We start from the raw sequence: 13,526 nt of genomic DNA, 5'->3' as shown, positions 1-13,526 counted from the left end.
AGGGTGGCAGTCAAGAAAGCCCGTGAATTGTGATTCACGGAATGAATTGGCGATCGGCCACCCGTTTTTTGTGTCTATTTCTTTTTAGCGGATTTTTGCATCTGGTTTTCAATATATTCAGCTACAATTTTCTTAGACACGTTGTCAATCGTAGACATGAAGAAACTGGGCGTCCACAAATACCCTCCCCAAAGTTTATCTTTCGTTTCGTGATGATTTTTGAACCATATTCTAGCCGATACTCCCTTCAAAGACTTAACCACACTCGCTGGTGCCATTTTTGGCGGAAAACTGATCATCATGTGAACATGATCTGGCATAATTTCAATATGTTCAACACTTATTCCTTTGTTTTCTGCAATTGAAAGTAAGATATTTTTCATCTCATCATGTCGTTCATTTGTTGTGAAAATTTCTCTGCGATATTTAGTCGGCCACACTAAATGGAAGTTGAAATCATAGACATTAGTTCTTCCGTATATCAACATATGCAACACCTCAAACAACTGCTTTGATTGTCGATCCCAAGACGCTTCAGATTCAGAAACATCTGCTGAAACTAGGTGATCCAGTTGGACGCAACGCAGAGCAATCCAATTTTGGCTATTCGTTTTTTTCATTGGCGAGCAAAACCAACTCGAAACAGCTCAATCAGTTGAAGGGTAAGTCTGTTTCCCATGCCTCTCATTATTTAAAGGTAACCTCAAAGAGTCAACACAATTTATCAAGAGAAGCGTATGAACGTGAGCTCAATCAAACGTTTCATTCCAAGCTTCCTCAGCGGATACAGTTCATACGTATTTCTCTTAATCTTGTTTATGAAGGCGGACAGAAATTTGTCTTGATCGGGGATGAGCAGATTGACTACAGCCCGGCAAACGTTAAACCTTCGTTGATCATGGTACAGTACAAGCAGGGTTTTCGAGCGTTATCTCAACATGCAAAGCAGTCATGGGTGAGCGTTTCCGAACTGAATCCTCACAGCATGTCCCTGAGCAGTCGATTGTAAAAGACTTCGCCGCTTGCTGGAAATTCAAACACGCTGTTCAACACCGACAATCAAACAAATCGCTCGTACCGAATCGATTGGCAGCAGCCTGCTTTTCTTCAGGATATCATCGCACAAAACTTTTTCATGATGAAAGAATTTGATGTGCCAAAAGATAGTGAACGTGTGGATGTCTCTATTCAACAGGAGAATCCTTATCTGTCGGAACAATTGACTTATGAACTGAAAAAATAAACCAAACTACTTATATACCCTAGGGAAATTCCATTTTGTAGGGCGCTTTTGTTGGTAGGACGTTAAAAGAAGAACCATGCAATGGATTGGCTGGCTGCAGGTATGTATTTACTTTGTTTCGATGTTCTTCCGATAGCAACGGCATTCATGCACGCGGCTGAACTTTGTTTTGATACGATCGGGATGCATCCCTGTGTAGTGGGCAAAGCAGATCTGCGGCTTTAAGTGTTCTGCTGTTGACTCAATAACTCCTTGAAGCTCGCTGCCTTCGATCCATACGTGTAAATAATCGCTTTTTTCATGAAACCCGTTCTTTCGGTACCAGTTGTTAACCCATGCATCATCGCGTGTATAGGCTTCCATCTGAACAATAGAGTTTGCTTTCAAACGTTTTTCTGCTTCGGTCAGTAATTGCCTGCCGATGCCGCGTCTCTGAAAGTCGGGATGAACCGCCATATGCCAGATCATGCCGCCAAGCGAAGAGCAGGCGGCACAAACCGTCCTTATCTCCGTTTCATATTCCACATCAATTAAACCAACCACTTGGCCATTTTCAACTGCGACAAGCTCAATTGAAGGATTTTCATAGGTTGGTTTCTTTTGATAAACATCGTCGTAATAAGCAGTATGTAAAAAAGCAAGGACGCGGCAGCGAAGCCAGCCTTCTTCATCTTTTGTTTGGTAAGGCCTAATGTTCATCGTGGATCCTCCTTGATTTACGATGCGTATTCGTTCGATCAACAAGATTTTTTTCCAAATTAAAACAGAATTGAGCAACTTGCGTGTGAAAAAATGGCAAAACAAAAAGGTACATGAACGGCTGGTATGTCTGAATTGGATGCCAGAAGTCCTGCTGACTTTGAAAATGACGTCGAAGCGATTTTTCGCGAAAAGGATGCCAATGATGAATTCCTGTATTGGTTCTCGATTCAAAGCGAAGGCGGAGCGATGGTCGAAGAATTGAATCACGAAATCGACTGCGTTCATCTAAACTATTGGTACGAATGTATCATTGAATCCGTTCATGTACCAACGCTGGCACCGCAGGTTGAGATGATCCCCAAGCGAATACGGCGGTTGACGAGCTAAAGGACTATGCAATCCATAGAAGAGCGATAAAAGCAACGAAATTGGGAAGGCCTAAAAGAAACAAGCGGCTCATCATACCGGTTCGTTCGTTCCTGCTTTTCTTGTCTTCAGTTGCGGTGTTCGCACGGTTGCGGTCGCCACTGACTAATGCGCCGGAAGCTAGAGCGGAAATAAGCAGACAAACAATACCGATGACGGCGGCAATGCTTGCGAAGAAATCACGAAAAGGCGATAGAGCGCCGATGATAAAGAGCAGTATGGCTATGGTTAATCCGGTTGCAAAGAATTTCAATTGGTTCACCTCAAGTGTTTTGTTGGGAGATTAGTGCGCGATAAAAATGGCATAGACAATGAACGCTACCGCTGCAACGACGATCAGGGACATACATCCTGGTTTTCCGATAAATACGCGATCGAAATTGTCTTTTCTGTTCTTGTTCGATTCGAACATGCTGCACTCCTTTGCATTAACAAATCATTACGATTTTCTTACTGATTTTTCTGTATTTACAATCTATTATACATGATTGCCGGAAAAAATGCTGCCTCGGTGGTGTCATGATAACGAATGCATCGTTGAGATTTCCGATTCCTCTGCATCATCTTTCGAGGTGGTCCCCCATTTTATTACGTGGAACAGCAGCAATTCATGTCCTCGCTTAATTCTCAATTATAAACGATAAGACAAAACGTGAATTCCTTTTGAATATAATAAAGTAATGATTATTAATTGATAAATAGTATATATAAAATCATCTGGATTGATTCTGAGTTCATTCATTCTTAATTGTGATTTTTAACGAAATAATCCTATAATACGGCGATTAACAATGATAATCATTCTTTGTTATCGGCGTAATTAATTGTGATTATCATTATCAATTAAAAAATATAAATGATAATAAAAGCTTGAATTTCTAATAACAAGTGCTACAATTTTATGTATAGAATAAATGTTTCCTCGATGAAAATTAGAGCTTTTATTAATAGTGATCATTGGAAGGGAGCGCAGAGTCATGTCAATGATGGAGAATAACGTCGAAAAATTGAAACTGAGATTGAAAGAGAATGAGACGCTAAAAAAATTTTTTCGTAAAAGTACATTAGCTCAGAAAGTTAACGTCCTGCGCGCGAGCGTGATGGGGGCGAATGATGGAATTATTTCCGTTGCCGGCATTGTTTTAGGCGTTGCCGGAGCAACAAATAATAATTTTGCGATTTTTATAGCCGGAATCGGTGGCTTGCTTGCGGGAAATATCTCGATGGCAATGGGAGAGTATGTGTCGGTCCATTCGGAACGCGATGCTCAGGAACGAGCGACACGAAAAGAGAAGCAATTATTGGCAACAAATTATGACCAACAGTATCAATACATTTGCAAGCGGTTGGAGACGTCGGGGATTTCTCATGAGCTGTCTGAACATGCGGCTCAAGAAATGATGGCGCGTGATCCGCTCGGAACGGTCGTTCGTGAGAAATATGGGTTTGATCCAGCACAGTTCACAAGTCCGTTTGCGGCCGCACTGGCTTCGATGCTGTCGTTTACACTGGGAGCATTGCTTCCCCTTATGGCAATGACCTTGTTGCCCGCTCAATGGAAGACCATTGGAACGATGCTCGCTGTCGTATTCGCGCTCATGATTACAGGGTACAGCGCCGCTGCCTTGGCGCGCACCAATCGATCCCGCAGCGTCTTTCGCAATGTAGTGGCGGGCTTGCTGACGATGCTTGTCACTTACTTTATCGGAAGTCTATTTGCCTAAGGATTCAGGAGATGAGTTTCATTGATTCAGAGTAAGGTAACGAAACAGACCATGAGTGAAAAATTAAATACACTAAGAGCCGGCGTGCTCGGCTCGAATGATGGAATCTTGACCGTTGTCGGCGTGCTGTTCAGTGTGGGTGCGGCAACGACGAACCACTTCACAATCTTGATCGCCGGATTATCCGACTTGATTGCCTGCGCGTTCTCAATGGCAGCAGGAGAATATGCATCGGTTAGTACGCAAAAAGATACGGAACATGCGGTTGTGGAAAAAGAACGGTCACTGCTTGAAAGCAATCGTGCGCTCCAGCTGCAGCAGGTTGCGGACTATTATCAAACGAAAGGGGTAACAAGCAAAACAGCGTACGCGATTGCCCAAGAACTGATGGTACGCCGCCCACTACAAACCGTTGTCGACGTAAAGCACAACATTCAATTGGGTCATTATATGAATCCTTGGTTTGCCGCATGTGCCTCTTTGATCTCTGCGGCGATGGGCGGCTGCCTGCCCCTTCTCGCCCTTACCTTTCTTCCTGGAAACGCGCAATGGCCGGGAACAATCGGTGCAGTCATTCTGTCCGTAGCACTTACCGGGTTTCTTGGCGCGAAGCTTGGCCGAGGATTTGTTAAAAAAGCGATTATTCGTAATGTGATCATAGGGATTGTTACAATGCTGATCCATTATTACGTCGGTGTGCTGATTGTTTGAAGGCGGCGTGCCCGTCATGATTTAAAGGCGGGTTAGGGTTGTGGCGCAAGGAGGCTGTAGTCCCGCTCTTTTCAACGAATTCGTGACAATGGATGCGCCTAATTAAATTATTCGGATAAAAATACTAAGAATAATCTTGACGCTTGCAATTATTTTAGATACACTCAATACACCAACTGAATCATTCTTATCAAGAGCGGGGGAGGGACTGGTCCAATGAACCCCGACAACCAGCATTTGCACGATGTATGGTGTCACATCCAGCAGATTCATTCTGAGAGATAAGAATAATAGTAGCGAACGTTGCAACGGCTATTTTTCTTCGACTCAAGAAAAATAGCCGTTTTTCTGTACACGATTCGTGTAAGGGCAGCGTTCGCGGGCAAAGTTCCATGGTGTTCCAACATAATAATTTGTTCAAAAATAAGACCGTACTTGAAGATGTAACGGAAAGTCTTAGTGTCGTCTCGAGAAGAACGAGGAACTGGTCGAGGATTCAAAGCCAAAAGAACGCTTTGAAAACAGCAAACGTGTGCGCACGCAAGCTTTTCTGCAAAAACTGACGTATGAGGAGGAGTGACATGACTCAGATTAAGGAAACTTTGCAAACATTAGAACCGCTCTTTCAGTGGTTTCATCGCCATCCGGAACTCGCGCTCAGCGAATTTGAAACAACGAAAAAAATCAAACAGGTGCTGACCAAGCACGCAATTGAGCTTTTGCCCAACCCGCTGGATACTGGTGTGTTCGCAAAGATCGGTGGCAAGCATGACGGACCATTGATTGCGCTTCGAGCGGATATTGATGCGCTGCCGATTAACGAGGAGTCAGGGCTGCCCTACTCTTCTGAGTATCCCAATCGGATGCATGCCTGTGGTCATGATTTTCACTTAACCAATTTACTTGCGACAGCCATCGAATTGAAAAAAATTGAAGATGAGCTGAACGGAACAGTCTTGCTTATTTTCCAACCGGCGGAAGAAGTCGATCATGGTGCCGACAAGGTTGTGCAGACCGGCATCTTAGAGGGTGTGGAAGCGATCTTTGGTCTTCACGTCAATACAGAACTACGGGCGGGCGTTGTTGGTATAAAAGAAGGCAATTTGAATGCCGCGGTTGATCGCTTCTTTGTTTCGTTTACAGGAAAAGGAGGGCATGCCGCTCATCCTGAAGATGCGAATGATGTGATTGTTGCGACAGGACAGTTGATCGGTGCCGCTCAATCAATTGTCAGCCGCAATATCAGTCCTTTCGAACCAGGTGTGGTGTCGATTACACACATTGAAGCTGGAAAGACATGGAATGTCCTACCGAGTACCTCCTTGCTTGAAGGGACGGTTCGCTCATACGCGCCAAGCGTTCGCGGGCAAATCAAAGCCCGTTTGCAGGAGGTGACGCGTGGCATAGCCGCTACCAATGGCATTAGCGGTGCATTTAAATGGGTGGATGGTGCGCCGGCCGTGGTGAATGACCGCCGCTTAACGAAACTGGTTGCGTCTGTAGCAAAGGAGCAGAACTTTGATGTTGTTCCTCTGAATCCAAGTATGGGCGGCGAAGATTTTTCATCCTATCAACAGGTGATTCCCGGCACCTTTTTCAATGTTGGTGTTTCTTCGGACTATCCGGTGCATAACAGCAAATTTAAGGCGGATCCGAAAGCCTTTGAAACATCCGTTCCTCTTTTCATTGCATTAGTCAAAGCCTATTTTGAAAGGGGCTTAAGCGATGGTGAAACGCTTCTATCCTGATTTTTTAACGATGTGTTCGGATCGATCATGCAGCCGGGGTCGAGCGCCAGTTTTGCCGGGACCAGCCGTGTTGGACGAGTGGCTCATTATGTGGTTAAGTCGCCACTGCTTTAAAGCGTAGCCTGAATTGAGCGGATAAAGCAGATCGTTTTACACAATCTGAAAATTCTGCTAATGTAAAGATGAGCGCTTCTTCCATTGTTATTCATAGTAATCGGACAGCACCTAGAAAGGTGTTTTTTTGTATCTTTATATTTAGGATCGTGGGCAGAAAGTTGCAGATGAGCAAAGTTTATCTAAAAAATGAAAGGATGATGCATCAGTAATGGAAAAAGACAAGAGTTTGGTGGTTGGATGAAAAAATGGCGAATCGATATGCAGGCGAATGATCGGGTCAATGGAAAACTTGTACTCACCATTTACCGCTTTGGCAACTGGCTGTACGAAGATTTTAAAGTCCCGGTGTTTCATTGGCTGCTTTGGTGGAGTTATAAGATTTTGAATTTAGTTATTGCAAAGGGGTTTTGCAGTGCGGACATCCCTGCAAGTACCAAAATCGGTGCGGGTCTTTACTTAGCTCACGGCGGCAATGGAGTTGTCATCCACGAACGGTCGGTCATCGGCGAGCGCGTATCGATCCTTCAGCAAGTGACGATTGGTGAAAATTCTCATCACAGAACACATCCTGATGTTGGTCCCATCATCGGCAGCGATGTTTATATCGGCGCCGGTGCCAAAGTGGTTGGGCCGATCAAAGTCGGCGACAGCGCAATTATCGGAGCAAACGCTGTCGTTTTAAAGGATGTCCCAGATATTGCTCGGGCAGTCGGCATCCCGGCCCACATCATCAAAAGCGATAAAATCATCTATACACGACATTCCCCCTCAGTAAATTTAAGGAAGAAGTAAGAACTCAGCCGTTCAGCACGTCTCATCAAAAGGCATCTCCCAACTGGCGGAGCTTCATGATCACGCCCAACCTTGACAAGGCAAGGAACGTCAACTGAAAAGCAGCATGTGTCAAAAATTCATGATCCTCGAATGCAGATAAGTGCTCAGAGGCGGTCGGACTTTACAAACGGAGAGCGTTTAACTAAACTAAAGATAATCAAACGAACGGAAGGGTGAACCAAGGGCCGATGAAAAACTAATCCTATTTTTGAAGCTGATAACTGAAGGACGTTGAAACAGCAGGTATTTTCTGTCTTCATGCCTTCAGCCGGATGTTCAGAGTAGGATGGTTTTCTTCGCTCGTGCCCAAAAAGAGTGGATCTCTTTTTGCTGTTCACCAAAGTGATGCCACCTATTCTGAAGCCGGATAGGGGGCATTTTTCTGTCCCCGGATATTGAATGAAAATGGGGATGATGCAATGGTTTTACTTGAGGCAATGAAGATCAAACACTCGGTCAAAGATCGGCCGCTGTTTGCCATCGATCAATTATACGTGCATGAGAAGGATCGGATCGGTCTGGTTGGACGAAACGGAAGCGGGAAGACGACACTGCTCAATATACTTGCGAAAAAGCTGACTCCGGAGGAAGGAACCGTGATCCAACGGGTATCATGTGACCTGCTGCCTCAGCTGAAACGCGCGGATACGACCAAAAGCGGCGGTGAAGTGACGCAGGCATACATTCAGGAGGCGCTGCTTAGGGCGCCGGAACTCTTGCTCGCTGATGAGCCAACCACAAATCTTGATCTTGAGCATATTGAGTGGCTGGAAAAGAAATTGAATGCCTGGCAAGGCGCATTGATCCTTGTGTCGCATGACCGTGCCTTTCTCGACCACTTGTGCACGACAATCTGGGAGATTGAGGATGGGAAGCTAACGAAATACACGGGCAATTACAGCGCCTACGAAAAACAAAAAGAAGCCCAACGCGCCGAGCAGCAACTTGCTTATGAAAAATATGTGAAAAAAAAGCGCCAACTGGAGGACGCGCTGCAATTAAAGGTGAGGAAAGCTGAGCGGGCCACGAAAAAGCCGAAACATGTGAGTGCATCCGAATCAAAGATTACAGGTGCACGGCCCTATTTCGCAAAAAAACAGAAGAAGCTGCAGAAAACGGCGAGTTCCATTGAGACCCGTCTGGATCAATTGGAAAAGGTTGATAAGGTTAAAGAAGCCGCACCGATCAAAATGGCTTTGCCCAATGCCGATGCATTTAAAAACCGAATCATTTTTCGCGTGAAGGATGTATCTGGGCAGATTGGCGAACGGGTGCTGTGGAAGCGTGCACGTTTTCTTATTCGCGGCGGCGAGAAACTGGCAGTCATTGGTCCGAACGGGAGCGGGAAGACGACACTGATTAAAAAAATCATTCACCAAGAAGCAGGAATTTCACAATCGCCTTCGGTTAAAATTGCTTATTTCAGTCAGAACTTGAACATTTTAGATGAAAAACAGTCGATTCTTGAGAATGTCCGTGTCTCATCCAAACAGAGTGAAACCTTGATTCGAACGGTACTGGCACGGATGCATTTTTACCGCGATGCTGTCGAAAAACCGGTTGACGTACTTAGCGGTGGTGAACGCGTCAAAGTCGCGCTAACCAAACTCTTTTTAAGCGAGATGAATACACTGATTCTGGATGAACCGACGAACTATCTTGATTTGGAAGCCGCTTCAGCGCTTGAATCACTGCTTAAGGACTATGAAGGAACCGTGATCTTCATCTCCCATGATCGTCGCTTTATTGAGCGTGTCGCGACGCGGGTGCTTGAGATCCGTAATCAGAAAATCACCCTTTTCGAAGGAAGCTATCGGCAGTTCCGAAACCGTAAACCGAGGAAGAAACACGACGTGAAGCAGGACCAGCGGCTGATTATTGATACAAAGATGACTGAGGTGCTCAGCCGGTTGAGTCTTGAACCATCGTCTGAATTGGAGGAAGCGTTCCAGAAGCTTTTAAAAGAAAAGAAAAAGCTTGAGAAGTAAGCGAGAAAAGGCAGACGATGACGGGCAATGATGCATTAAATAGGATAAAGCGAGTCGATCAAAGCAGAGCTAGTAACGCATAAAAATGAGCGGAGGAAGGGTGAATGCCCACCGCTCGTTTTTTGTCGCACGGCAATTAGGATTCTGGATAACAACGCGCTTTATTTAAACAATGCATGTTTTTCCCAAAGCACCGGGATGCATTGGCTGTGAAAATTTATTTTAAAGCATCTTTTGTTTATCCGCTCGAATCTATTTACTGATAGTATAGAGAAAGGTTATTAAGAATTGGAGGAGCGTTACGTGGAATTTTCAAAGAAAGTGGCCGCCATCCATCCATCGCCGATTCGGGATATGATGGTGCGTGCCGCGCGTATTGATGATGTCATTTCGTTTGCGGTTGGTGAACCGGACTTTCATTCAGCACCGAATGTGATTGAGGCAGCCAAACGTGCACTCGATGATGGAGAAACCAAATATGCGCCTGGCGCAGGAATGACAAGACTGCGGGAGGTTTATGCAGCATACCTCAAAGAGGCCATCGGTGTTTCTTATGAGACGGAAAACTGTCTCGTGACAACGGGCGGCATGGGCGCGCTTTTTCTCGGTTTGACCACACTTTTGAATTCTGGGGATGAAGTCATTTTCAGTTCGCCGTACTGGAGTAATTACGGGCAGCAGATCGTGCTTTGCGGTGGCAAGCCTGTTGCGATTGATGTCGATGAAGCGCATGATTTCGTGATTGATCCGGTTGCCATTGAAAAGGCAATCACTGCGAAGACAAAAGTAATTCTGCTAAACTCACCGAGCAATCCGACCGGCAGTGTGATTGATGCAGCATCACTGCGCGCGATTGCTGAGATTGCGGTGAAACATGACCTTGTTGTGATCAGTGATGAGGTGTATCGCCACATTCTCTTTGATGGAAGAACGTATACAAGTATCGCCTCTTTTCCTGGAATGAAGAAACGCACGCTGATTATCGACAGCTGCTCGAAAACCCATGCGATGACCGGTTTCCGTGTTGGTTTTGCAACCGGACCGCTGAATTTGATTCGAGAGATGACGAAAATTACCGAGGACGTTTGGAGCTGCGTGAATACCTCTGCCCAATTTGCGGCGATCGAGGCGTTCACCCGCGGAGCGGATTACCGTGAAATGATGGTCGCTGAATATGAAAAGAGGCGTAATTATATTTATCAACGGATTAATGCGATTGATTGTCTGTCTTCGATTAAACCGATGGGTGCCTTCTACCTTTTTGCGAACATTACAAAAACGGGACTTGCCGCAAAGGAATTCTGTGATCGTCTGCTCGATGAAGCGCATGTTGCGGTCGTTCCCGGTGACCATTTCGGGACGCATGCTTCGGGATACGTCCGCATCTCCTATGCAACGTCGATGCAAAAGATTAAAGAGGGTATGGACCGAATCGAAGCGTTTGTCAATCGGTTGTAAGATGTGGAAATGAATCACCAGGAGGGATACGTGATGGAGTTAGCAATAGTTACCGGCGGATCACGCGGACTCGGGTATGAGACGAGCCGTATCCTGCTTGAGCGCGGGATTCGGGTGATCGGCATCTCCCGCAGCATCAACGCGACCATTGATGCACTCATTAAAGGGAGCAACGGGCATTATGTGCATGTTGCAGCGAATCTTGCAGATGCATCCGATGTTTCATCCGCCATGCAGCAGGTCTGTGCGCGGATCTCATCTGAGAAACCCGAAAAAGTATATGTGGTCAATAATGCGGGAACTGTGGAACCGATTGAACGGTTGGGCTATTTAGATGCCCCAGCGATTCAGCAAGCCATTCAATTAAATATGCTTGCGCCGATGTTAATCAATAACCGCATACTGCAGCAACTGGACGGTGAAAAAACGGAACTAGTGATTGTCAACGTGACTTCCGGTGCCGCAGAACGGGCGATCCATGGCTGGGGCGTCTACTGCACGACCAAAGCGGCGATTGATATGCATACGAAAACAGCAGGGCTGGAACAGGAACAGGCCGGGTTGCCGCATAAAGTGATCGCCTTCAGTCCGGGAATTATGGATACTGAGATGCAGGAAACGATCCGAAGTACAGCAGCAGAAGCATTCGCCGACCATAGTACTTTTGTAGGCTTTAAAGAAAACGGTAAGCTGCGTCCACCTGCAACGGTTGCAGGTACGTTAGTCAACTTGATATTAAATGAACCGTTAGTGAATGGGAAAGTTTATGATGTGAACGACTTTATTTCATTGTAAGAAAGTCTAGAGATGTCGAGGAAAAGAGGACAAGAGGGCTGACGCGGAGGAAGTTGAAGCAGCTGCCTACTGGTACCGAACCGCTCTGTGATGTGAGTCATCTGAGCGTCCGCACTCAGAATAATTGGATGGACAGACGTTTTTTTACCCCTTCTTCCAATTTTGTCACTGATTATTCGAGAAAAAGTAGAAAAAGGGTTTGAAAATTTTTCTGAAAAGAGTAATAATGAAAAGACATTTGCGGAAAGAATCAAATAAGTAGGGGTTGCTGTTGCTTCATGAAAGTAGTTAAATTTGGAGGAAGCTCACTGGCTTCCGGAGTACAAGTCGAAAAAGTATATCAAATTGTTTCATCAGATCCTGAACGTAAAATCGTCGTCGTATCCGCTCCTGGAAAACGCTATGCGGACGATGAAAAAGTAACCGACCTTTTGATCAGCTGCGCTGAACGCTGTTTGAAAGGTGAAGATACGCATGATCTAGTCGATACGATTGTCGGCAGATACCAAAGCATTGCTGAAGAACTTCATCTTGCCGATACAATTATCAGAAAAGTCAAAGATGATCTGCTCAGTCTGCTTGCAAGCGACAAGACCAACCCATCCGCCTTTATTGAAGCGGTTAAGGCGAGCGGCGAGGATAATAACGCCAAGCTTGTTGCTGCCTGCTTTAAACATAAAGGCTTGAATGCTCATTATGTTTCACCAAAAGAAGCAGGTTTGCTTGTCAGCAATGAGCCCGGCAACGCGCAGGTGCTCCCTGAATCGTATGAACGGCTTTACGCATTGCGCGATCAGCCGGGAATTATCGTATTTCCAGGTTTCTTTGGCTATAATACCGACGGCGAAGTGGTTACATTTTCGCGCAGCGGATCGGATATAACCGGATCGATCTTGGCAAATGGGGTAAAAGCGGATCTCTATGAGAACTTCACCGATGTTGATGCCGTTTATGCGGTGAATCCGCATCTTGTTTCTCATCCGAGAGAAATTTGCGAACTGACGTACCGTGAAATGCGCGAACTTTCTTATGGCGGTTTTTCTGTTTTTCATGATGAAGCACTGATCCCGGCTTTCCGCGTAGGCATTCCGGTCAACGTGAAGAATACCAACAATCCGGAGGCTCCAGGAACGAGAATTGTGAGCGAACGCAAAAATACGAACGGGCCGGTTGTCGGAATTGCTAGTGACGACGGCTTCTGCAGCATATACATCAGCAAATACCTCATGAATAAGGAAATCGGATTCGGACGCAAGGTGCTCTGTATTTTAGAAGACTATGGCTTGTCCTTTGAACATATTCCCTCGGGGATTGATGATATGACGGTTATTCTTCGCCAAAGCCAGATTGATGAAACGCTTGAAAAGGAGATTACCGCGCGTCTCATCGAGGAACTTCACGCCGATGAAGTTCATGTTGAACACGACCTTGCGCTGATCATGATGGTGGGCGAAGGGATGAGACAAAAGGTCGGTACAAACGCACGCGCATCAATGGCATTAGCCAATGCTCATATTAACATTGAGATGATTAATCAAGGTTCATCGGAAACGAGCATGATGTTCGGCGTTAAGGAAGCTGTTGAAGATCGGGCGGTACAGGCCCTTTACGAAGAATTTTTTTCGACTGCTAAAGTATGAGCGGAATAAGCAATGGAAGAAGCTCCGGATCGGGGCTTTTTTTTATAGGTAAAGACAATTTATAATTTTGCCTTGCTGGGACGATGATAACGGCATAAAAGTGGAACTTTCGTAATTGTAAGGGAACTTCCGCTAATTAT

The 13,526-nt window shown here is 45.5% G+C and carries 12 protein-coding genes, 1 pseudogene and 1 riboswitch; of the genes and pseudogenes, 9 read left to right on the top strand and 4 right to left on the bottom strand.

Going from position 1 to position 13,526, the window contains the following annotated elements; translation table 11 throughout:
* Window positions 1-74: 74 nt before the first annotated feature.
* Window positions 75-488, bottom strand: a complete 414-nt coding sequence (tnpA, locus tag SIN01_RS06975; RefSeq protein ID WP_010023633.1) for an IS200/IS605 family transposase — start codon at window positions 486-488, stop codon at window positions 75-77.
* 863 nt (window positions 489-1,351) lie between these two features.
* Window positions 1,352-1,942 carry a GNAT family N-acetyltransferase gene (locus tag SIN01_RS06970; RefSeq protein ID WP_010023630.1) on the bottom strand — a complete coding sequence of 197 codons (591 nt, stop codon included), beginning with the start codon at window positions 1,940-1,942 and terminating at the stop codon, window positions 1,352-1,354.
* 58 nt (window positions 1,943-2,000) lie between these two features.
* Here SIN01_RS06970 and SIN01_RS06965 point away from each other — a divergent pair.
* Window positions 2,001-2,332: pseudogene (locus SIN01_RS06965) on the top strand (DUF6176 family protein).
* Window positions 2,333-2,336: 4 nt separating this feature from the next.
* Here SIN01_RS06965 and SIN01_RS06960 read toward each other — a convergent pair.
* Window positions 2,337-2,624, bottom strand: a complete 288-nt coding sequence (locus SIN01_RS06960) for a DUF5316 domain-containing protein (RefSeq protein ID WP_010023628.1) — start codon at window positions 2,622-2,624, stop codon at window positions 2,337-2,339.
* A gap of 30 nt (window positions 2,625-2,654) precedes the next feature.
* The gene (locus SIN01_RS15560) at window positions 2,655-2,783 is read right to left on the bottom strand and encodes a hypothetical protein (RefSeq protein ID WP_272947212.1); all 129 of its coding nucleotides are present in this window, start codon (window positions 2,781-2,783) and stop codon (window positions 2,655-2,657) included.
* Window positions 2,784-3,348: 565 nt separating this feature from the next.
* On the opposite strand from SIN01_RS15560, the gene SIN01_RS06955 reads away from it, so the two are divergent.
* The 8 genes from SIN01_RS06955 (at window position 3,349) to SIN01_RS06915 (ending at window position 13,386) form a co-directional block, all read left to right on the top strand.
* Window positions 3,349-4,095 carry a VIT1/CCC1 transporter family protein gene (locus tag SIN01_RS06955; RefSeq protein ID WP_010023627.1) on the top strand — a complete coding sequence of 249 codons (747 nt, stop codon included), beginning with the start codon at window positions 3,349-3,351 and terminating at the stop codon, window positions 4,093-4,095.
* 21 nt (window positions 4,096-4,116) lie between these two features.
* Window positions 4,117-4,806, top strand: a complete 690-nt coding sequence (locus SIN01_RS06950) for a VIT1/CCC1 transporter family protein (protein ID WP_010023626.1) — start codon at window positions 4,117-4,119, stop codon at window positions 4,804-4,806.
* 184 nt (window positions 4,807-4,990) lie between these two features.
* A riboswitch (SAM riboswitch) is annotated at window positions 4,991-5,094 on the top strand.
* Between the two features lie 293 nt (window positions 5,095-5,387).
* Window positions 5,388-6,554 carry an amidohydrolase gene (locus SIN01_RS06940; protein ID WP_010023625.1) on the top strand — a complete coding sequence of 389 codons (1,167 nt, stop codon included), beginning with the start codon at window positions 5,388-5,390 and terminating at the stop codon, window positions 6,552-6,554.
* A 354-nt stretch (window positions 6,555-6,908) separates the two neighbouring features.
* Window positions 6,909-7,463, top strand: coding sequence for a serine O-acetyltransferase (locus tag SIN01_RS06935; RefSeq protein WP_010023624.1), 555 nt, complete (start codon window positions 6,909-6,911; stop codon window positions 7,461-7,463).
* A 461-nt stretch (window positions 7,464-7,924) separates the two neighbouring features.
* Complete coding sequence (locus tag SIN01_RS06930; protein ID WP_029548086.1) at window positions 7,925-9,493, top strand: Vga family ABC-F type ribosomal protection protein; 1,569 nt, start codon at window positions 7,925-7,927, stop codon at window positions 9,491-9,493.
* A gap of 303 nt (window positions 9,494-9,796) precedes the next feature.
* Window positions 9,797-10,951, top strand: a complete 1,155-nt coding sequence (locus SIN01_RS06925; RefSeq protein ID WP_010023621.1) for a pyridoxal phosphate-dependent aminotransferase — start codon at window positions 9,797-9,799, stop codon at window positions 10,949-10,951.
* Window positions 10,952-10,984: 33 nt separating this feature from the next.
* On the top strand, window positions 10,985-11,746 hold the full coding sequence (locus tag SIN01_RS06920; RefSeq protein WP_010023619.1) for an SDR family NAD(P)-dependent oxidoreductase: 762 nt from the start codon (window positions 10,985-10,987) through the stop codon (window positions 11,744-11,746).
* 278 nt (window positions 11,747-12,024) lie between these two features.
* Window positions 12,025-13,386, top strand: a complete 1,362-nt coding sequence (locus tag SIN01_RS06915) for an aspartate kinase (protein ID WP_010023617.1) — start codon at window positions 12,025-12,027, stop codon at window positions 13,384-13,386.
* Window positions 13,387-13,526: the final 140 nt, after the last annotated feature.

The organism is Sporolactobacillus inulinus (assembly GCF_006539285.1).
Taxonomy (GTDB): domain Bacteria; phylum Bacillota; class Bacilli; order Bacillales; family Sporolactobacillaceae; genus Sporolactobacillus; species Sporolactobacillus inulinus.
Note: the sequence above shows the minus strand (reverse complement) of the source record. Positions and strands in the feature narration are given on the sequence as shown.

Excerpts from the sequence above, each read along its gene's own strand:
- SIN01_RS06920 (WP_010023619.1), top strand. The coding sequence starts at position 10,985 with ATGGAGTTAGCAATAGTTACCGGCGGATCACGCGGACTCGGGTATGAG.
- SIN01_RS06955 (WP_010023627.1), top strand. The coding sequence starts at position 3,349 with ATGTCAATGATGGAGAATAACGTCGAAAAATTGAAACTGAGATTGAAA.
- SIN01_RS06915 (WP_010023617.1), top strand. The coding sequence starts at position 12,025 with ATGAAAGTAGTTAAATTTGGAGGAAGCTCACTGGCTTCCGGAGTACAA.
- SIN01_RS15560 (WP_272947212.1), bottom strand. The coding sequence starts at position 2,783 with ATGTTCGAATCGAACAAGAACAGAAAAGACAATTTCGATCGCGTATTT.
- tnpA (WP_010023633.1), bottom strand. The coding sequence starts at position 488 with ATGTTGATATACGGAAGAACTAATGTCTATGATTTCAACTTCCATTTA.
- SIN01_RS06940 (WP_010023625.1), top strand. The coding sequence starts at position 5,388 with ATGACTCAGATTAAGGAAACTTTGCAAACATTAGAACCGCTCTTTCAG.
- SIN01_RS06935 (WP_010023624.1), top strand. The coding sequence starts at position 6,909 with ATGAAAAAATGGCGAATCGATATGCAGGCGAATGATCGGGTCAATGGA.
- SIN01_RS06970 (WP_010023630.1), bottom strand. The coding sequence starts at position 1,942 with ATGAACATTAGGCCTTACCAAACAAAAGATGAAGAAGGCTGGCTTCGC.
- SIN01_RS06930 (WP_029548086.1), top strand. The coding sequence starts at position 7,925 with ATGGTTTTACTTGAGGCAATGAAGATCAAACACTCGGTCAAAGATCGG.